Source organism: Paenibacillus sp. ATY16, from assembly GCF_003399985.2.
GTDB lineage: Bacteria > Bacillota > Bacilli > Paenibacillales > Paenibacillaceae > Pristimantibacillus > Pristimantibacillus glycanilyticus.
Genome location: NZ_NMOK02000006.1, coordinates 36,727 through 56,829, shown reverse-complemented (window position 1 = coordinate 56,829; position 20,103 = coordinate 36,727). Strand labels below are relative to the sequence as shown.

The 20,103-nt window shown below is 50.2% G+C and carries 21 protein-coding genes; 20 read left to right on the top strand and 1 reads right to left on the bottom strand.

What is annotated here, in order from left to right; all coding sequences use genetic code 11:
* Positions 1 to 220: 220 nt before the first annotated feature.
* The gene (locus tag CFI03_RS05760) at positions 221 to 916 is read right to left on the bottom strand and encodes a DNA-binding response regulator (RefSeq protein ID WP_116393608.1); all 696 of its coding nucleotides are present in this window, start codon (positions 914 to 916) and stop codon (positions 221 to 223) included.
* A gap of 170 nt (positions 917 to 1,086) precedes the next feature.
* On the opposite strand from CFI03_RS05760, the gene CFI03_RS05755 reads away from it, so the two are divergent.
* From CFI03_RS05755 to prfB, 20 genes are all read left to right on the top strand, one after another.
* On the top strand, positions 1,087 to 1,539 hold the full coding sequence (locus CFI03_RS05755) for a hypothetical protein (RefSeq protein WP_116393607.1): 453 nt from the start codon (positions 1,087 to 1,089) through the stop codon (positions 1,537 to 1,539).
* Positions 1,540 to 2,189: 650 nt separating this feature from the next.
* Complete coding sequence (locus CFI03_RS05750; RefSeq protein ID WP_248756756.1) at positions 2,190 to 3,656, top strand: ATP-dependent helicase ComFA; 1,467 nt, start codon at positions 2,190 to 2,192, stop codon at positions 3,654 to 3,656.
* 124 nt (positions 3,657 to 3,780) lie between these two features.
* Entirely contained in the window at positions 3,781 to 4,671 is an 891-nt protein-coding gene (locus CFI03_RS05745; RefSeq protein ID WP_162862738.1) for a ComF family protein, read from the top strand.
* A 99-nt stretch (positions 4,672 to 4,770) separates the two neighbouring features.
* Positions 4,771 to 5,187 (top strand): TIGR03826 family flagellar region protein, encoded by a 417-nt coding sequence (locus CFI03_RS05740; protein ID WP_248756758.1) that lies wholly within the window; start codon positions 4,771 to 4,773, stop codon positions 5,185 to 5,187.
* A gap of 106 nt (positions 5,188 to 5,293) precedes the next feature.
* Complete coding sequence (gene flgM, locus CFI03_RS05735) at positions 5,294 to 5,560, top strand: flagellar biosynthesis anti-sigma factor FlgM (RefSeq protein ID WP_116393603.1); 267 nt, start codon at positions 5,294 to 5,296, stop codon at positions 5,558 to 5,560.
* A 7-nt stretch (positions 5,561 to 5,567) separates the two neighbouring features.
* Complete coding sequence (locus CFI03_RS05730; protein ID WP_116393602.1) at positions 5,568 to 6,071, top strand: flagellar protein FlgN; 504 nt, start codon at positions 5,568 to 5,570, stop codon at positions 6,069 to 6,071.
* 18 nt (positions 6,072 to 6,089) lie between these two features.
* Positions 6,090 to 7,646 (top strand): flagellar hook-associated protein FlgK, encoded by a 1,557-nt coding sequence (gene flgK, locus CFI03_RS05725; RefSeq protein WP_116393601.1) that lies wholly within the window; start codon positions 6,090 to 6,092, stop codon positions 7,644 to 7,646.
* A 30-nt stretch (positions 7,647 to 7,676) separates the two neighbouring features.
* On the top strand, positions 7,677 to 8,636 hold the full coding sequence (flgL, locus tag CFI03_RS05720; protein ID WP_116393600.1) for a flagellar hook-associated protein FlgL: 960 nt from the start codon (positions 7,677 to 7,679) through the stop codon (positions 8,634 to 8,636).
* Positions 8,637 to 8,645: 9 nt separating this feature from the next.
* A complete protein-coding gene (locus CFI03_RS05715) occupies positions 8,646 to 9,215 on the top strand; it encodes a DUF6470 family protein (RefSeq protein WP_116393599.1) in 570 nt (189 codons plus the stop codon).
* A gap of 112 nt (positions 9,216 to 9,327) precedes the next feature.
* Positions 9,328 to 9,708: a flagellar assembly protein FliW gene (gene fliW / locus CFI03_RS05710; protein WP_116393598.1), complete on the top strand. Its 381-nt coding sequence runs from the start codon at positions 9,328 to 9,330 to the stop codon at positions 9,706 to 9,708.
* An 11-nt stretch (positions 9,709 to 9,719) separates the two neighbouring features.
* Positions 9,720 to 9,959 (top strand): carbon storage regulator CsrA, encoded by a 240-nt coding sequence (gene csrA, locus CFI03_RS05705; protein ID WP_015847302.1) that lies wholly within the window; start codon positions 9,720 to 9,722, stop codon positions 9,957 to 9,959.
* A 158-nt stretch (positions 9,960 to 10,117) separates the two neighbouring features.
* A complete protein-coding gene (locus tag CFI03_RS05700) occupies positions 10,118 to 11,878 on the top strand; it encodes a flagellin N-terminal helical domain-containing protein (RefSeq protein WP_116393597.1) in 1,761 nt (586 codons plus the stop codon).
* A gap of 143 nt (positions 11,879 to 12,021) precedes the next feature.
* The gene (locus CFI03_RS05695) at positions 12,022 to 12,444 is read left to right on the top strand and encodes a flagellar protein FlaG (protein WP_015847294.1); all 423 of its coding nucleotides are present in this window, start codon (positions 12,022 to 12,024) and stop codon (positions 12,442 to 12,444) included.
* A gap of 18 nt (positions 12,445 to 12,462) precedes the next feature.
* The gene (gene fliD, locus CFI03_RS05690; RefSeq protein ID WP_116393596.1) at positions 12,463 to 14,244 is read left to right on the top strand and encodes a flagellar filament capping protein FliD; all 1,782 of its coding nucleotides are present in this window, start codon (positions 12,463 to 12,465) and stop codon (positions 14,242 to 14,244) included.
* 14 nt (positions 14,245 to 14,258) lie between these two features.
* Positions 14,259 to 14,684: a flagellar export chaperone FliS gene (gene fliS / locus CFI03_RS05685; protein WP_116393595.1), complete on the top strand. Its 426-nt coding sequence runs from the start codon at positions 14,259 to 14,261 to the stop codon at positions 14,682 to 14,684.
* Positions 14,644 to 14,982 carry a hypothetical protein gene (locus CFI03_RS05680; RefSeq protein WP_127498003.1) on the top strand — a complete coding sequence of 113 codons (339 nt, stop codon included), beginning with the start codon at positions 14,644 to 14,646 and terminating at the stop codon, positions 14,980 to 14,982. Before fliS ends, CFI03_RS05680 begins: the two co-directional genes overlap by 41 nt.
* A gap of 141 nt (positions 14,983 to 15,123) precedes the next feature.
* Complete coding sequence (locus CFI03_RS05675; protein ID WP_015847290.1) at positions 15,124 to 15,321, top strand: cold-shock protein; 198 nt, start codon at positions 15,124 to 15,126, stop codon at positions 15,319 to 15,321.
* Positions 15,322 to 15,583: 262 nt separating this feature from the next.
* Positions 15,584 to 16,132 (top strand): ribosome hibernation-promoting factor, HPF/YfiA family, encoded by a 549-nt coding sequence (gene hpf, locus CFI03_RS05670; protein WP_116393593.1) that lies wholly within the window; start codon positions 15,584 to 15,586, stop codon positions 16,130 to 16,132.
* Positions 16,133 to 16,325: 193 nt separating this feature from the next.
* A complete protein-coding gene (gene secA, locus CFI03_RS05665; RefSeq protein WP_116393592.1) occupies positions 16,326 to 18,833 on the top strand; it encodes a preprotein translocase subunit SecA in 2,508 nt (835 codons plus the stop codon).
* Positions 18,834 to 18,980: 147 nt separating this feature from the next.
* Positions 18,981 to 20,088, top strand: a protein-coding gene (prfB, locus tag CFI03_RS05660) for a peptide chain release factor 2 (RefSeq protein WP_116393591.1) whose coding sequence is annotated in 2 segments (ribosomal slippage) — positions 18,981 to 19,052 and positions 19,054 to 20,088 — 1,107 coding nt in all. Because the reading frame shifts where the segments join, the coding sequence is not laid out codon by codon here.
* The last annotated feature ends 15 nt before the right edge of the window (positions 20,089 to 20,103 follow it).

Genomic DNA, 20,103 nt, shown 5'->3' with positions numbered 1-20,103 from the left:
TCCCTACTACACAAACTTCTTGACGCTACCCTAGTGTAGGTGGGATAAGACCCTGCCAGGGTCTTATTGAATGGAATGTGGCTGTTGGGAGCAGGGAAAAGGTGGAGTCGCGGATGGATAAGACCCTACGGGAGACTTATGGAGGGAAAGAGTAGCTAGTTTCGAGAGGATAAGACCCTTAATAGGGTCTTATCCAAAGAGAAGTTTGAATCAGAGCTAATTATAGTCTAGAAGCGGCAGTCTGCAACTTGTAGGTACGGACTCGATGGACAGTGGTGTTTGCAGGTTGTAAATAATTTAAACTAACCATTTCTATTAACAGTTTGCGGGCATACTTTGAACTAATTGATAGTAATTGGCTTATATCTTTTGGCGTCACTGGTTTACGGACAAGTTGTATGTAGCGAAGGATCTCTTTTTGCTGCAGGGATAGTTTCGTATCAGGCGTAAGACTGTATAGCTTGCCGAACAGCTGCTGAAGAAATTGCTGGCATTGGCGCGGTTTGCTCTTGATGTCGTCATAGGAGAAGCGGATCACTAACCAGCCGTCCAGGATAAGATGGTTCTGGCGCATCAGGTTGTCGGCGAACTGTCTGCGGTCGGCATCACGGAAGTGTGGACCGTATCCGTCAATTTCGATGCAAACTTTGTAGGGCTTGCGAAGATAGGCATAATCGAGAAATCGCTGACCGTCCTTGTAGTCATCCACCTCGTATTCTGCGTGCAAATGATCAAGCTGGCCAATAGCCGGCCACCAAACCTGCCTAAGAAATAATTCCTCCGCATGACGCTCTTCGGATAATCTGCGTCTACGTTCGCTGCCACCGGATTGAAGCTGAGCTTGCAACCATTGTTCATATGGGGCTTCAAGTACCTTAACCAGAATAATCACTCCTTTGGAAAATAAAAAAAGCACACGGCCCTCCCGTTGGAAACGAGATAAGAGCGGTGTGCTTCACACGCATGATTTCATTTGTATTTATTTTACAATAGACGCAGAGGCATGTCGATCACACATTTTGTCCCCCTTGTCCTTATGTCCGTAACCACTGGGCTCATAACGGCATATATTGTCACAAAGAGGAGGTGGCCGACCTGATTGCGATTTTTCTTCTTGTGATAGGCTGTTATGCTTTGGCCGCCGCATCGGTGCATGTGGCTTATAGGCTCAGGCGGGGCAAAGTCCGCGAAAGCAAGCATTATGTTCTTGTTGCTCATGATCAGCATATGAAGATGGAAATGTTTTTACGCCAGTTTTCTTCCTATTCGCGCAGAATGGGGACGGATGTTCAGCTTACGGTTGTGGATAATGATTCGGCTGACCAGACCGCTCAGATTGTTGACCGTCTTCGGCGGGAGAACGGGAATATTACGGTTTTTGCGGATGAAGGTTTGAAGGATCGAAAGCGCTCACAATCGGATGACGATTCGGCAGGTCTTATATGGATGCTTAGAAACGAAGGGATTGTAAGCAAGCCGGACCAGGCAATTCTTGTTGATTTGCAGAATCCATCGGATTTGTCGAAAATGCCGTTTTGAGCTATAATGGAAGTTAATTGGAGGCACGGAGTGAAGCACACCCCGATGATGCAATGGCATCGTTGAGGTGTGCTTTTTTGCGTGCGCGGGGAGGGGAACGGATGAAAGCCTTTGTGTATGTCGTGCATGTTAGCGGGGCATGGTCTGCTCGGATGACGATCGCGCCGGAAGTGGACCGGTTGTTTTGGATGGAGGAGGGGCTAGCGGAAGCTGTTAGGTTAGTAGATAGTCGCTATGGCGGGATGAGATATAAGGATAAGGCGCGGAATGAAGCGGTCGAAATGAGATTAAAAGGGGAGCGGGCGGAAGAAGGCTGGCTATGGGAGGAGGCGTTGCCTTTGGGGGATGCGATTCGATGCGTGGAGCTTTGGGAGTGCGGTGCTGGGAGCGGTGTTTCGCGGAGCAGCAGCGGTGCGGGTAGTGGCGGCGGGCCGCTGGCTTCGCTCGCGGCCTGCGTGGAGCAGGCGCGCCGCGAAGCTGGCGCGCCAATGAACGGGCCGGGCCCGCAGGCTGCTGGCGATGCCAGCCTGCGGGCCCGGCGGTGGGCGCGAGCCGCCGCTGACGCGGGCGGCTCCAGCCCCGGCACCGCGCGCGCTGCTGCACGCGCGCGGGAGGCCCTGGCGGCCGCTGCGCAGCAGGCCGCCGCGGCCATGCAGGGCCGTGCGCTGCTTCGCAGCGAAGCGCACGCCCTGCTCGAGGGCGCCGCCGCCGATATGGGCGGCGCATTGCAGTTGGCGCAGCTGCTAGGCTGGCTGCGCCTCTCGGGCGCTGTCGCCGCCGAGCACGGCCGGCGGCGGCGCGAGTGCCGCTGCAGGCGATGCGGCAGCGGCGAAGCGCACATGCACCGCACGCCATGCGCAGCGTGCGGGCGCATGTGCGCCTATTGCTCGGCATGCCTCACCATGGGGCGCAGCCGCGAATGCGAGCTGCTGGTGCTTGGCATGCCCGCACAGCCATTAGAGGCCGGCTCAGCCTCGGCCGACCTGCACAAGTGGCAGCTAAGCCCCGCGCAAGCGGCCGCCACGGAATCGGCGCTTCAGTTCATCGAAGCGCCAACTTTTCCCTACCAGCCGCATCAGAACAAGGAGTTCCTCCTCTGGGCAGTCACGGGGGCCGGCAAGACGGAGATGATATTCCCGCTGGTCGAGTCGGTCCTCTCACGCGGCGGGCGGGCGCTGATCGCCACTCCGCGCCGCGATGTTGTCATTGAGCTGGATCCCCGCATCCGCAGGGCGTTTCCGCAGGCTCGGGTCGTTACTTTATACGGAGGCAGCGAGCAGCGCTGGGAAGCGGGGGACATTACGCTGGCAACTACGCATCAATTGATGCGGTTCCATCAAGCTTTTGATCTCGTCATTATCGACGAGCTTGATGCGTTTCCCTACCACGGCGATCCGATTTTGCATTACGCGGCGGACAAGAGCCGTGCGCCGCATGCCCCAAAGCTGCTGCTATCGGCCACACCTCCAACCGAGCTGCAGCGGCGGGTGAAATCCGGCCAGTTGCCCCATGCCAGAGTGCCTGTTCGCTACCATCGAAATCCGCTGCCCGTTCCGGTCCTGCTTCGCACGCCGCCCGTCGCAAAGCTCCTTCAGACGAGAAAAATACCGAGAGCGCTGCTCGCAGCCCTTAATCATTCCTTAAACCGCGGCGCTCAGCTCTTTATATTCGTCCAGCGGATCTCGCAGGTTGAGCCGATGGCCAAGCTGCTGAGAGCGCTGCTAAAGCAATCTGCCGTCGAAGGGACCTCGTCCCAGGATCCGGACCGGGCTGACAAAGTAAGCCGATTCCGCAAAAGCAAAATTCGAGTATTGGTCACCACAACCATCCTGGAGCGGGGAGTAACCATTCCGCGAAGCGATGTATATATTCTGGACGCGGACGGGCGGTTGTTTGACGAGGCCTCGCTGGTTCAGATGGCGGGGAGGGCCGGTCGTTCGGGAGATGATCCGAATGGATTCGTCTATTTTTGCGGCAGGGAGCGAACGGGCGCTCAAGCTGCGGCCGTCAGCCAGATTCGCGGAATGAACCGGATTGCCCGCAAACGGGGATACCTGCTCCCGGAGGAGCAGGCTAATTCATGGCGGTGGAGCAAATTATTCAAGCGTTCCAACTAACCTTCTTTTGACCGTCAAGCAGAAGCGCTTATTTTCTCCTCATAGCTCATTGCGTTATGCCTATCCACTAGCTGCACTTTGATCAAATTGCTAAAACAACACTGGCAAAGGAGACCACTCATGCATGCGCGAATTCATCAAGCAACTATTTCAACGTTCTACCTCCGAGCTGCGTCACTCTTTTCATTTTCTGAATCCCAGTTCGGGAGAATGTCCTTTTTGCGGAAAAGGGTTAAAGCAGACTCCGCCAAGCCTGTCATCGCCTCATTCCGATAGCAGAAAAACGTATCTCTCGTATCTCCCGCCTGCATTTACCCGTTCCGTCTGCTCCTCTTGTCTTGCGGCCATCCCCTGGCTTACTCCAATCAAATGCCGCGTTTGCGGCAGGGCGATCACTTGCCCCGACTGCGTCCGCCGGACGGACGCCATGTTTATCGCGAACCGAAGCGCCGTCCAGTACAGCAGCGAGATGAGAGAGTGGCTGGCTCAATATAAATACCGTGGCAATGAGAGGCTGGAGCCGCTGCTCGCCCAAATGATGTTTCCTGCATTTATAGCCATCACGAAGGAAGCGGAAAAACAAAGCTTTTCAACTCAACTCTCCCCAATCCCGATCTGGGATGCCGTTACCTTTGTGCCGGTAAGCATGGAGCGGGCAGAGGAGCGGGGGTTTAATCAAGCCGAGCGATTCGCTTCTATTTTGGCCAAGCATCATCAGCTTCCTCTGTATGATCTGCTCGTCCGGGAACGGCATACCGGGAAACAAAGCTTCAAGACCCGCCTGGAGCGAATGAAGGATACGCAGCGTTTGTTCCATGCCAACCCGCATACAATGGCGCTTTTGCAGAACAATGTCCTAAGTTCACCTATGAACGCTCGATCGCGATCTATACGAATTCTTCTCGTTGACGACATCTACACAACCGGCAGTACGATTGGCGCCTGCGCTGCCGCGCTGCATCAGCATTCGGAGGTCCCGCTCGACATTTATTCGCTTACGTGGGCCAGATCCTAGCAGCAGAAAGACCTTTTGCAAGATTACTAGTGAAAAAACTCCCAATATCCGTTAAAATAACCGTAACAACCTTTTGATTGCTGGAATGGGGAATCGATGATGAATGTAGAAAACTGCCCTCGGTGCGGTAAGATTTTCGCGAAAAACTTCCGTGATGTCTGCCCTGCATGTATCCGTGAAATTGATAAAGAATACGAATTGTGCTCCACTTACTTGCGTGAACAAAAAGGTGCGGTCATAACGGAACTGCACGAAGCGACCGGCGTTTCGATTAAACAAATTACGAAGTTTATTAAAGAGGGCCGGATTTCGCTTCTGAACGCCCCTAATTTGATGTATCCTTGCGAAGTTTGTGGTACGCTCATCCGTGAAAATAACATTTGCACTAATTGCCGCGCGCGTCTGCTCAAGGATACTCAGCACATGCACGAGGATCAGGCAAGGAATGCCGCGCTTCGGGCGGAAGAGAGAGTTTCGTACAAAGGTATCGATAAATATAAAAACAGGCAAAATTAATATGTAGCCCCATAACTTGGCCTATTCATTTTCCTACTAGCTGAACCGATAATACTTTTAAAGGTTATCGGTTTTTTCTATTGTGGGACCAAAGAGGTGATTATTCATGAAGATAAATGAAACGAATCGGATCGGCGCATACAACCCCTACCAGAAGCAAATGGAACAGCGGATAGATGGTGCAAATAAGAAGAAACAGAAGGATATCGTAGAGATCTCCGCGGAGGCGAAGGAAATGCTCTCTACCAGTCAAACGAATAGTCCTGAACGGCAGAAGCGTCTTGAGGAATTGAAGCAATCCATTTCGGCGGGAACCTACAAGGTGGATGCCGGCAAAATCGCAGACAAGCTGCTTCCATACCTGAAGGGATGATCCGTAGATGAACGAACATATCAGGCAGATTTTAGTCACCCTGCAGGAGCTGCTGGATGCGCACCGTGAGCTTATCCGGCATGCCAACGAGAAGACGGAAGCCATCCGCTCGGAAAACGTGGAAGCGGTATCCCTTATTACGAGCCGCGAGAAAAAAAGCGTGCAGCGTATCGTTGACCTGGAACAGACGCGTCTGCTTCAGGTTGGACGGTTTACGGTTGAACAAGGCCTTCGCAATATGCGCTCCCTGAAGATGGAGAAGCTGATTCAGATGGTTTACCATGCGGAGCAGAAGCTGGAGCTTCAGCAGATGTGGCGGGAGCTGTCCGCCGCGATCAAGGAGCTTCAGGACGTCAATACGTTTAATCAGCAGCTGATCCGGATGAACCTGGACTATCTGCAATTTACGCAGGACCTGCTGCTTGGTGCCCCGGAGGACGAGGTTACCTATCACCGCGCCGTACAAGGAATGAATGTGCAGCGTGCTAGTCGCTTTAATCTCAAGACTTAAGAGAGAGGACAAGATACGATGACATCAACATTTCATGGTCTGGAGACCGCGAAGCGGAGTATTTTCACGACGCAGACGGCGCTGAACACGACGGGTCACAATATATCCAATGCGAATACGGCCGGCTATTCCCGTCAGCGGGTTAATTTTTCGGCTACTCGTCCAATTGAAGCTTACGGTCTTACGCATTCTACAGCAGCTGGCCAACTGGGAACCGGCGTAGAAGCGGCTTCCATTACGCGGGTAAGAGACAAGTTCCTCGACAGTCAGTTTTATAGTGAGTATAAGTGGCTCGGGAATTATACGGTTCAGTCAGATACGCTCGAGAAGCTGGAGACTATTGTCAATGAGCCAAGCGATAGCGGCCTGCAGACCGTGATTTCGAACTTCTGGAACAGCTGGTCGGACCTCAGCAAGACGCCTGAGAGCGCGGACGGCCGCGCCGTACTGGTTGAACAGACGAAAGCGATGATGGACGCTTTTAACTATACATACAAACAACTTACCGATTTGAAATCCGACCTGACGGAAAATGCCCAGATCAACCTCGACAACCTCAAATCGATCTCCAGCACCATTGCCAATCTGAACGGACAAATTCAGCGTATTGAAGGCATTGGCGATGATGCTAACGATTTGAGGGACCAGCGTGACAAGCTTGTGGACGAGTTGTCCGGTCTGGCGAATGTCAAGGTGTCTGATTTATCTGACGGTTATACGATTACAATGGGCAACGTATCTCTGGTTGCGGGCAAATCCGCTGAAGGGTCGCAAGGATTAACGCTCGACGATATGACGGCTGCAATTGAAAACGGTGATCTGAATAACGGGGCTATTTACGGCACGATGCAGTCGCGCGATAAATATGTTCAAGGCTATGTAGACCAGTTGAACCAAATGGCCAATACCATTGCCAATGGAGATATTGAAGTTACCATTCCTAAAGGCTCTGTTCTTCCGGAAGGTACCGTGCTTAACGGAGTTACGTATGCAGGAGCAAACCGTACGCTTACGGAGGACCTGAAAGTAACGGTTCAAGGCCTAAACGGCTTGCATCAGCTCGGCTATACGATGAACGGGGAGCAAGGCGAACCGCTTTTCACCGATGCGGACGGTAACACGGATAATTTGACCGCGGCGAATATTCAGCTCAATCCAAAAATTGCAGCAGATCCTACTCTGCTTGCAACCTCTATGAAAGTGACTCTCAACGCCGATGGCACCGAGACGGTTGTAGCGGGTAACAACTCGATGGCCGTTCTGATGTCGCAGGCAAGGGACACGAAGTTTGCTTTTGATGCGACGGACAAAAATACGATTAACGGATTCTTCCGCGCCGTAGTTGGCCAATTAGGCGTGCAGTCCAAGGAAATGCAGAGGCTGCAAACGAATCAGCAAACGATCGTAGATCAGGTGGATTCCCGCCGCATGTCGGTGAGTGGGGTTTCCCTTGACGAAGAAATGTCCGATCTTGTGAAATTCCAGCATGCCTATAACGCATCCGCGCGCGTGATGACCGTTATTGACGAGACGCTGGATCGCATTATTAACAGCATGGGCCGCGTCGGCCTGTAATCGACTAGATAAAGCCGGAGGTGCAGCCACATGGCATTACGCGTAACGCAAAGAATGATGTCTTCCCAAATGCTTGGCAACATAACGAACAATCTTAACAGTATGAATAAGCTGCAAAATCAGCTCGCTACGGGTAAAGCGATTAATAAGCCTTCCGATGACCCAATCGGGATTACGTTCGCTTTGCGTTATCGCGGCGAGATTGCATCTAATGATCAATATACGGATAATGCGGATGCGGCATTGTCTTCTCTGGAATATATGGATACGACGATCGGTCAAGCTACGGACATCGTGCAGCGTTTCCGCGAGCTGATTGTAAAAGGATCGAACGGCACGTTGGAGCAAACGAGCATGACCGCTATTCAAACCGAGGTTTCCCAGCTGTACAACCAAATGGTGGAGATCGGCAACAGCCAGTTCAACGGGAAACAAATGTTTAACGGCGAGCAGACAGGCGTTAAGCCTTATTCCACCCTTGGATTGGATCAGCAGTCCGATCCTTCGGCAGATCCTCCAATTCTGAAAGCCTTCAGCAACCAGACGGATACCGGAAGCATTCAATACGAGTTGTCTCCGGGAATGACGATGGACGTAAACATGACGGGCAACGATGTGTTTGGTGCTCCGGTTGCGAATGAATCCGATACGACAAGCGATAACTTGTTCCAGCTTATGCACCGTGCCTACGATATGCTGGGATCCGGTGATCAAGAAGGTTTGACGAGCCTGCTTGGCCAGATTGATACGCGAATGAATACGATGCTGACGGCGAGAGCCCAGATCGGAGCGCGGGTTAACCGTGTGGAGATCGTGCAGGGAAGGCTTTCCGACGTGGATATCAACCTCCAGCAAATGCAGCAAAAAGTAGAAGACGTCGATATGGCGGAAGCCATCACGAATATTACGACCTTAGAGAACGTATACCAAGCTTCCCTGTCGGCAGGAGCGAAGATCATTCAGCCAAGTCTTGTGGACTTCCTGAGATAGGGTGGTTATATGGCTATTGGACAAATTCAAATTCACCAGCAGCCTGCCCTTATTGGAATTCAGGTAAGGCCGGCGGAGCAGCATATCGAGCAGCCACAAGCCACAATTGACATGCGTCAGATTCCGGCTCAGCTGTCGATCGAGCAGCCTATGGGGGTTCTGGAGGTCAATCAGGACCGGGCTTGGGATGCGCTAGGGTTGGGGAATAACCTGGAAGTTTCGAGCAGAATTTATTCGCAAGCCAAAGAAATCGCGCTTCAAGGCGTTGCCCGCCGGATGGAAGAAGGACGGCAGCTGGCGGATCTCGCGCATGTGAAGAGTAATCCTGTAGCCAGCTTGTCAAAAGACTGGCGGATCGAAGGACCGCCGATGCCCGTTACGGGACCAGCGTCTATTGATAACGTGGATGTATCTTTTACGCCGGGCAAAGTGCAAATATCGGTTGAGCAGGGCGGAGTCGAGCTAAACGTTACGCCTAACCGCCCCATTCATGAATATACGCCGGGGAAAGCGGAAATTTACATGAGGCAGTATGCCTCCTTGCAGATTACGCCGCCAAGCATCGACACCGTTTTATAGGATTTTACATTGTTCATAGAATTAGGTTTAATAACTATAGGCCTCTTATGCGTATCTTTATACGGGGCCTGTAGTTTTCTTTTTATATATTGGAGACGAAGAGGGGATTCGATTGACTACATACCAGTTCGATAACGGAATACCGGGCTTTGAACATCTGCAGCAATTTGTGTTGTCCGAGGTTGAAGGGGAAATGCCGGTCAGGCTGATGCAATCCGTGGAGGATGAGAATATCGCGTTTCTTATTGCCAGTCCCTTTTTCTTTTATAACGATTACGAATGGGACTTGCCGGACTCGGTCGTGCAAGAGCTGAAGCTGGATGACGAGAAGGATGTCGAGGTCTGGTCCGTCGTTACTCTCAATAAGGATCCGAATAAATCCACGATAAATTTGCTGGCGCCGATTGTATTGAACAAGAAGACGAAACGCGGCAAGCAGCATATCATCCACGATCATGCTTATAGCTCAAGAGCGCCTTTATATCAAGCCTAAGGAGGAGCGTTATGCTCGTATTATCTCGTAAGACGGATGAGTCGATTATGATTGGCGGCAATATTGAGATTGTCGTGCTTGGTGTCGAGGGTGAGACGGTAAAGCTGGGTATTCGCGCCCCTAAGGATATTGAAATATTCCGCAAAGAACTGTATATGAACATTCAAGCTTCCAACCGGGAAGCAGCGAGCAGTCTGCTTGCTATTAACGATGTTGTTCAGCTGTTAAAACAAAATCGCTCAGACAAATAAAAAAGAACAAATTAAAATAGAAAATTTTGTTTTTCCTCTATAAAAAATCCCGAATGCTGTCGATATACATAATAAGCGCGGGGGAGGGGCGGCCGACCCTTTCACCGTAAGCTTCCGCAAGGATGCGGAACTAACAGACATTCAGGGAGGAAATAACAATGCGTATTAATCACAACATTGCAGCTCTTAACACTCTGAGCTCGCTGAACAACGCTTCTAGCGCTCAAAGCAAATCGATGGAAAAACTGTCTTCCGGTCTTCGTATCAACCGTGCTGGTGACGACGCTGCTGGCTTGGCAATTTCCGAAAAAATGCGTGGCCAAATCCGCGGTCTGGACATGGCTGCTAAAAACGGTCAAGACGGCATCTCCTTGATCCAAACAGCTGAGGGCGCTTTGAACGAAACTCATAGCATCCTGCAACGTATGCGCGAGCTGGCTACACAATCCGCGAACGGTACAAACACAGATACTGACCGCGCAGCTCTGCAAGACGAAATGAACCAATTGACTTCCGAAATCAACCGTATCGGCAACACAACTGAGTTCAATACTCAAAAATTGCTGAACGGCGGTATCGCTTCTACTGACGGTACTAAACTTACTAAAGCGACTAATGCATCGGTAACTGCTGGTACCGCAATTGCAGCTGGTGCTGTCTCTACAGCTAATGATCTGAAAGTGACAGTAGATGGTACAACATTTGATATCAGCTCTATCTCGGTAGGTAATGCAGCTGTAGCCGCTACTGACCCAGACGGCGTTCCTGCATCGGGTGACGAAACCCCTGCAATTGCTGCATCTACTGCACAAGAAAATGCTGATCAATTGATTGCTAAGTTGGGGGCAGTTACTTCTGGCGGAGTAAAATTATCTGATGTATTGGATATTACTGCTGATGCTACAGGAGAATTAACTTTTAAAGCTAAGTCTTCTGGCGACACTAGCAAAATTACATTTAGTGGTACAACAACTGCACTTGGTGTAGCTGCAAATGCTACTGATACTGGTAAACCGGCTACTGTAGAACGTGCTGGTCTTCAAGCTACTACAGCATTGAATGGTGCAGCTGTTTCTATCACAAAAGACTCTACATTTAAAATCACTGTAGGATCCGACAGTGCAGTTGAGGTTAATCTTGGCCCAGATGCAAAAACTTATGATACTAACAACGCAGATGCTAACATTGCGAAAGCAGCAACCGCTGATTTAGTAAAAGACCTGAATGCAGCATTGCAAAAAGCAGGCCTTGACGGCAAAGTAACTGCCTCCGTTTCTAGCGATAATAAAATCCAATTTATCTCTGAAGGCGGAAAAGATATTAAGCTCGAAAATGGAACGAATGCTCCATTGACTGCTATTGGTTTTACCGGAACTACTGCAGCTCCTGGTGACCTTGCAGCAGTTGGTAACATCGAGCAAGTAGTTGGACCTGGTGCTCAAGGTTCCGGCTTCAACACGAAATTCCAAATCGGTGCTAACTCCGGTCAATCGATGTCTTTGAATATCGCTGACATGCGTTCTGCTGCACTGGGTATCACAGGTAACGCTGGTCAAGCTGGCTTCACGAAAGCTAACTCGGTTACTAACGGTACTAACGATGTTCAATCTGAAGCTGCTCTTGACATCTCGACTAAAGAAGGCGCTTCTTCCGCAATTAAAGTTCTGGATAAAGCTATTAACTCCGTATCCAGCGAACGTTCCAAGCTTGGTGCTGTTCAAAACCGTCTGGAGCACACAATCAACAACCTGGGTACAGCTTCCGAGAACCTGACTGCTGCTGAATCCCGTATCCGTGACGTTGATATGGCGAAAGAAATGATGGAGCAAACGAAGAACTCGATCCTTGCACAAGCTGCTCAAGCTATGCTTGCTCAAGCGAACCAACAGCCGCAAGGCGTACTTCAACTTCTCCGTTAATCTTTAACCATAACGGAATAAAGAGAGACCTTAGGCGACTAAGGTCTCTTTTTTATAGGGCTTACTTGCAAGGTACCTATAATAATCGCTTTTTCATATGCCGATATAATAGGTAACATCAATCTGGCAGGAGGAAAATTCGGATGAGTTCAAATCTTTCTATATCAGGATCGAATTTTCCATCGGAACGAATTCCAGCATCGGATGCACCAAAGACGCCTAGCAAAGAAGTGTATGCGGAAACTTCGGTACAGATGGAAGCAGCTGTCCAAGGATCACGGTCCTATACCAGCTTTGAAGATGTGAAGATAGCTGAGCTGCAGGGCGAGAAGATCAGCGTTGGAGAGCAGCAATTATTCAAAAATATAGAGCAGGCCGTTAAGGCTATGCGCGGAAGACCAACGGAACTGCAATTTGACGTGCACAAACAAACCCATCTTGTCGCAGTAAAGGTAAAGGATAAAGAAACGGGCGAAGTGTTAAGAGAAATCCCTCCAGAGAAATCGCTGGACTTTATCGCAAAACTATGGGAAATGGCAGGCTTAATTGTTGACGAGAAACGGTAACGATCAGGAGGGATAAGAGTGAGTACTTTACGTGTAACCGGGTTAGCATCGGGTATGGATTATGAGAGCATGATTAAACAGATCATGGATGCCCAGCGCGTACCACTAGACAAGCTCAACCAGAAGAAGCAGATTAACCAGTGGAAGCAGGACGATTATCGGGCAATCAATAACAAGGTTCTGGATTTTAAAAATGCTGCATTCGATATGAAGCTGCAATCCGCTTACTTAACGAAAACTGCTTCTTCCTCGAATACAAACGTAGCGACAGTAACAGGAACGGGAACGGCGATTGAAGGTTCGTATACCTTGCAGGTCGAACAGCTGGCTAAAACGGCAACGCTGAAGAGCGGTACTTTAACGGGCGCAACCATCGGCAAAGATACAACGATTACCGTCAATGGCGTTGATGTTGAAGTTAAGAGCGCAGATACCTACCAAGATCTTGCCAATAAGATTAACGCGCAGTCCGTAAAAACAGGGGTAAAGGTTGCTTACGATTCTACTTTAAAAACAATGTTCTTCTCTTCTACCAAAACAGGCGCTGCTGCTGATATCGATCTGAGAGGCGCGGATGTAACCTCTATTTTAGGCCTAGCTACCAACGGCACGGCAACAACGACAACGGGTAATGTCAAACTGGCTGCAGATACATCGTTGGCCTCTTTAGCAGGGAAATCCATCTCCCTAACCATAGATGGACAAGCTGCACCATTCAAGTTCGACATTACATCTACCACAACCGTTGGAGATCTGATGTCTAAGATGAATGACTCGTTAAAGAATACGGGCGTCTCCGTATCTTTAAACAAAGATGGTAACCTGATTATTGATAACCCGGTCAAAAGCAAAGCGATTGATTTCACTACAGGTTCGGATACAACAGTTTTGGATGCTTTAGGCTTAACGGGAGCAACAGGCAAGGATACGGCATCTGTTTATCAAACGGGCCAAAACGCCAAAGTAAAGTTTAACGGCGTAGAAGGCGAATACGACTCAAACACTTTCACCATCGCCGGCCTTAGCATAACGGCAAAGTCGGAAGGAACCGATGTAACGAACATTGGCGTTACGCAGGACGTTGATTCCGTATTCAACAAGATCAAATCCTTTGTAGATAAGTACAATGATCTGATCAGCTCGATCAACTCGGAATTATCTGAAGAGAAGTATCGCGATTATGCTCCTCTGACCGATGCTCAGAAAAAAGAGATGACGGATGATCAGATTAAACAATGGGAAGACAAAGCAAAAAGCGGTATGCTGGCTAATGATTCCGTTCTGACAAGCAGCCTGTACTCCATGAGACAAGCTTTATCTTCTTCTATTAGCGGCTTGGCGTCCGGTCAATTAAAGAACCTGTCCGATATCGGGATTTCGAGCTCGTTAATTAGCGGTACATCGGTGAGCGGCAGCTATTTGGATAAAGGCAAGCTGTACATTGACGAGACAAAGCTCAAACAAATGATCTCGGAGAAGCCGGATGAAGTAATGGCTTTGTTCACTGCTGACGATAAGGATAGCAAAACGACTGCCGGTGACGGTGTTGCCACACGACTGTATAATCAGGCAAGTGCTATTTTCAGTCAGATTGTAGATAAAGCGGGAACAAGCACATCCGTCAAAAACACTTATGTACTCGGTAAAGAATCGTTAGAATACGATAAGCAAATTTCGGCTCTCCAGACCCGTCTCGACGACATGGAGACCCGCTATTACAACCAATTCACCCAGATGGAAACCTACATCAGTCAGATGAATTCACGCAGCTCAAGCCTTGCTTCGCTGCTTGGTTCCTAGGAGGCTAATAACCTATGCAATACCAACCGCGCAATCCATACATGCAGACATCGGTTCAGACGGCTAATCCGGCTGCTTTGCTTATCATGCTTTATGACGGGGCGATTCGTTTCTGCCGTCAGGGCATTGAAGCTCTCAAAGAGCGGCGGAATGCGGATGCGCATACGAGTCTCATGAAGACGCAGGAAATCATTAGCGAGTTCATTATTACCCTGGACCGTTCGAATCCGGTATCGGAAAGCTTGCTGCTGCTTTACGATTATTTCAACCACCGGTTAATCGAAGCCAATACCCGGAAGGATGCCGCACCGGCCGAAGAGGTGCTTGGGCACCTGATCGACCTGAAGGCAACGTGGGTGGAAGCGGCCAAGCAAGTCAATCAAATGGCGGGACAAGCTAATGGAAGCTCTTTTACAGCGACTCATTCTACTGTCGTCTAATTTGGTTGAGCGGTTGGACAGCGCCGATCTGGAACAGTTCGACGAGTACATGCGGCAGCGAGAAGAACTGTTCCTGGAGCTGGAGCAGCTGGTTGTCCCGGCGGAGCAAATGGCCGTGCTCCGGCTGGAAGCCGACCGGTTAATTTCCATCGAGTCCGTGATCGTGGCGAGGATGGTTACGCTTCGTGACGAAGCGAGGCAGCAATGGGACAAAATCCAGCAGGGACGCCGTTCCCAGGCTAGATACGACTCTGCTTACGGCGGCGGAGACAGCCTCTTTTTTGACGCCAGAAGGTAGAAAATGGGGCTGTCTAAAAAAAATGTATTCGCTTACAAGGAAATATTGACAATAGTGTGTCAATGGTGGTATATTCGACTTGTGGGCCATAACATAACTAAGACGCCTCACAGTATTTGAAGATGAAGGGACTGTTTATGTATGCAAGGTAAAGTTAAATGGTTTAACGCAGAGAAAGGTTATGGATTTATCGAGACTGAACAAGGCGGCGACGTATTCGTTCATTTCTCCGCAATCCAAGCCGAAGGCTTCAAAACGCTCGAAGAAGGCCAAGCGGTTGAATTCGACATCGTAGAAGGCGCTCGCGGTCCACAAGCTGCAAACGTAGTCAAACTGTAATCATCTAGGCTGACTCATTCAGCCACATTATATGGTTCGATTGACAAGTGCCTATTCTAAGCTCCGGGAAACCGGGGCTTTTCATTTTTATAGCCCTTTTTTTTAACTGTCATGATCCATAGCTTATCCACATATTAATGAAGAAACAGATTCAGGCTGATCCTCCGATAATATTATCTGAAAATTCATAATAAATAAAAAACTATTTTGAAATAGGCTCCGGCATATGTTATAATAAGAATACGTAAAGGAGGAATGCCCCATGAAATACATCATTCGAGGTCATCGTATTCAAGTGACAGAAGCTTTACGAGAGTATGCTGTGAAGAAGATCAGTCGATTGGAAAAGTATTTTGAAGCTCCTGCCTCCGAAACAACCGTTACGTTGTCTGTTACCAAAGGCAAACACGCGGTGGAAGTAACCATCCCGTTGGTCGGCGTCATGCTGAGGGCGGAAGACAAGAGCGAGGATATGTACTCCTCCATTGATGTTGTGGTGGACAAACTGGAACGTCAAATTCGCAAACATAAGACTAAGATGAACCGTAAGTTCAGGCAAGAAAGTGGCGTCAAGGCTCTGTTCAAGGAAGGCATCAGCCAGACAGCCGTATCCGTTATGGATGAGGAAGACGAACTTGAGCTCGTCCGCACGAAGCGCTTTATGCTAAAGCCAATGGACGTTGAGGAAGCCATTTTGCAAATGAACATGGTTGGACATAACTTCTTTGTATTCTCCAATATCGATAATAAGGAAGTGAACGTTGTTTATAAACGAAGCGACGGGAAATACGGCCTGATCGAGCAAGTATAAATCTGAACCCAGCCATTATTTCACCATTCTTACTTATTAAATTACCAATCACGGCCTTTTCTCCGACGGGGAAGAGGCCTTTTATATGGATGTATACCTGCTTATTGCTGGAAATGAACGCGATGCGTTGCGGGCGTCACGACAAACTGTTACAATTTAAGGCAAACAGGCGTATTTATGAAAGGGGAAGACCATGCTCGGACTAGTGAAAAAAATATTCGGTGATGCGAACGAGCGCGAGGTCAAGCGTCTCACGCGTACGGTAGAAGAAATTAACGGACTTGAGTCCAAGATATCGCCGCTGTCAGACGATGAGCTGCGTAATAAAACGGAAGAGTTCAAGGGACGTCTTGAAAAAGGCGAGGATATTGACTCGATTCTGCCGGAAGCTTTCGCGGTTGTGCGCGAAGCATCGAAGCGTACGCTTGGCATGCGCCATTTCGACGTACAGCTGATGGGTGGTATGGTGCTGCACGAAGGCAAGATCGCAGAGATGAGAACCGGTGAAGGTAAAACGCTCGTTGCGACGCTTCCTACTTATCTGAATGCATTGCAAGGCAAAGGCGTACACGTTATTACGGTCAATGATTACCTTGCATCTCGCGACAGCCAGATCATGGCTGAACTTTATAATTTCCTCGGACTGACTGTCGGCTGCAACCTGCACGGCTTGACGCATGAAGAGAAGCAAGAAGCTTATGCCTGCGATATTACTTACGGAACCAATAATGAGTTCGGCTTTGACTATTTGCGCGATAACATGGTGCTGTACAAAGAGCAAATGGTTCAACGCCCGCTTTATTATGCAATCATAGACGAAGTGGACTCCATCCTGGTCGACGAGGCGCGTACGCCGCTGATCATCTCCGGACAAGCACAAAAATCGACGGAGCTGTATTATGCCGCTGACCGTTTCGTCAGCCGTTTGAAAGAGGAAGAGGATTACACGGTTGATATTAAGCTTCGCAACGTAACGCTGACGGAAGCCGGCGTTGAGAAAGCGGAGAAAGCATTCGGCATCGAGAACTTATTCGATCATGCGAACGTAACGCTGAACCATCACGTGCAACAAGCGCTTAAAGCGCATGTCATCATGAAGCGCGACGTGGATTACGTGGTTAACGAAGACGAAGTCGTCATCGTCGACGAATTCACGGGCCGTCTGATGGCGGGCCGCCGTTACAGCGACGGTCTGCACCAAGCGATCGAAGCGAAGGAGCAGCTGAAGGTTCAGAACGAGAGCATGACGCTTGCGACGATTACGTTCCAGAACTACTTCCGTATGTACCGGAAGCTGTCGGGCATGACCGGTACGGCGAAGACGGAGGAAGAAGAGTTCAAACGGATCTACGGTCTCGAGGTTATTCAAATTCCGACAAACCGCGCTCTGATCCGTAAAGATATGCAGGACGTGGTCTACAAATCCGAGAATGGCAAGTTTAAAGCCGTTGTTGAGGAAATCGTAGAACGTCACAAGAAGAACCAGCCGGTACTCGTGGGTACAATCTCCATCGAGAACTCGGAGCGTCTGTCCGACATGCTGAAAAAGCGCGGCGTGCAGCATAAAGTACTGAACGCGAAGTTCCATGCGGAGGAAGCGGAAATCATCTCCCGCGCGGGTCAAGCGGGCGCGGTTACGATCGCGACAAACATGGCGGGACGCGGTACGGACATTTTGCTCGGCGAAGGCGTTCATGACGTAGGCGGTCTGCACATTATCGGTACGGAGCGCCATGAGAGCCGTCGTATCGATAACCAGCTGCGCGGTCGTGCCGGCCGTCAAGGCGACCCGGGCTCCTCGCAGTTCTATCTCTCCCTTGAGGATGAACTGATGCGCCGCTTTGGCGCGGAGAACATTATGGGCATGATGGACCGTCTGGGTCTGGAAGAAGACCAGCCGATCGAGAGCCGCCTCATTACGCGTGCCGTTGAGTCCGCTCAGAAGCGCGTAGAGGGCAGCAACTTCGATACCCGTAAAGTCGTCCTGCAATATGACGATGTCATGAACCAGCAGCGGGAAGTGATTTACAAGCAGCGCCGTGACGTATTGTACTCGGAGAACATCCGCGAGATCGTTATGGAAATGATCATACCGGTTATCGAGCATGTGGTTGAAGCCCATACGGAAGGCGATATTCCGGAAGAGTGGGATCTGCAGGAAATCGCGGATTACGCGAACTCGAACCTTCTCCCTGAAGATACGTTCTCGAAGGACGATCTGTGGGGCAAAGAGAAGGAAGATATTATCGAGCTTATCAAGGATAAGGTTGTTGCTTATTACGATGAGCGCGAGGCTGAGCTTGGCGCCGAAACGATGCGCGAATTCGAGAAGGTTGTCGTACTGCGCGCGGTAGACAGCAAATGGATGGATCACATCGATGCGATGGATCAGCTCCGCCAAGGTATCCACCTCCGTGCATACGGCGGTACGGATCCGCTTCGCGAGTACCAATTCGAAGGCTTCGAGATGTTTAAGGAAATGATCTACAGCATCCAGGAAGAAGTCGCGAAGTACATCATGAAGGCACGAGTGGAGAGCAACCTGGAGCGTCAAGAGGTTGCGCAAGGCCAGACGACGACCAACAGCCCGGCGGAAGCGGAAAAACGCCCTGCGAAGCGTGAAGAGCGTACGGGACGCAACGACCTTTGCCCATGCGGCAGCGGCAAGAAATACAAAATGTGCCATGGCATGGGCAAGTAACACCTGGCCTGAGCTATTTGCATAAGGTAACATACACGGTTAACGCGCCGGTCAGCCCTTAAGCGGGCGAACGGCGCGTTTTATGCGGTCTGCACGGATTTACCGTGGTCAGTCCGCGCATACTTAATTTTGAGGTGAAGCTACGCGATGATAGAAACAAACGTAAAACAGGATTTGCGTGAAGTGGCGAAGCGGCTCCAAGAACTCAGGGGGTCTCTTTGACTTAGATCTGAAGCTGGAGCATATCGCAAACTTTGAAGAGAAAATGACTGCCCCGGATTTCTGGGACGATAATACGAAAGCGCAGGGCATTATCTCGGAGTTGAATGCGATTAAGTCGGTCGTTGAGCATTACGAACGGCTGAATACGGAATGCGAAGATCTACAGACATTGATTGAACTGGCTGACGAAGAAAGCGATGATTCGCTGGAGGCCGAAGTCATTGGAGGCATTGCTTCCCTGAACGAAAAGGTGAACGGCTTCGAATTGCAGCTGCTGCTGAATCAGCCGTACGACAAGCTGAATGCCATTCTCGAGCTGCATCCGGGTGCGGGCGGTACCGAGTCGCAGGACTGGGGTCAGATGCTGTACCGGATGTACACGCGCTGGGCGGAGAAACGGGGTTTCAAGGTTGAAGTGCTCGATTATCAGGATGGCGACGAAGCGGGCATTAAAAGCGTAACGATTGCGGTCAAAGGCTACAATGCCTACGGATATCTGAAAGCGGAAAAAGGCGTTCACCGTCTTGTCCGCATCTCGCCGTTCGACTCGTCCGGCCGTAGACATACGTCGTTCGTATCCTGCGACGTGGTACCGGAGATTACGGAGGATATTGAAGTGGAGATCCGTACCGAGGATCTGAAGGTTGATACGTACCGCGCGAGCGGCGCCGGCGGCCAGCACGTCAACAAGACGGAGTCGGCTATCCGGATTACGCATATCCCGACAGGGATTGTCGTAGCCTGCCAGCAGGAGCGTTCGCAGATTCAGAACCGCGAGCGCGCGATGAATATGCTTCGTTCGAAGCTCTACGAGCGCAAGATCGAAGAGCAGCAAAAGCATCTTGCCGAAATTCGCGGCGAGCAGTCGGATATCGCATGGGGCAGCCAGATTCGTTCGTACGTCTTCCATCCGTACAGCATGGTGAAGGATCACCGGACTTCGGTGGAGACAGGCAACGTTGGCGCCGTAATGGACGGCGACCTGGATGCTTTTATCGACGGCTATTTGCGCAGTCAGATTCGTCACGACTAAGGAAACGGCAAGTTT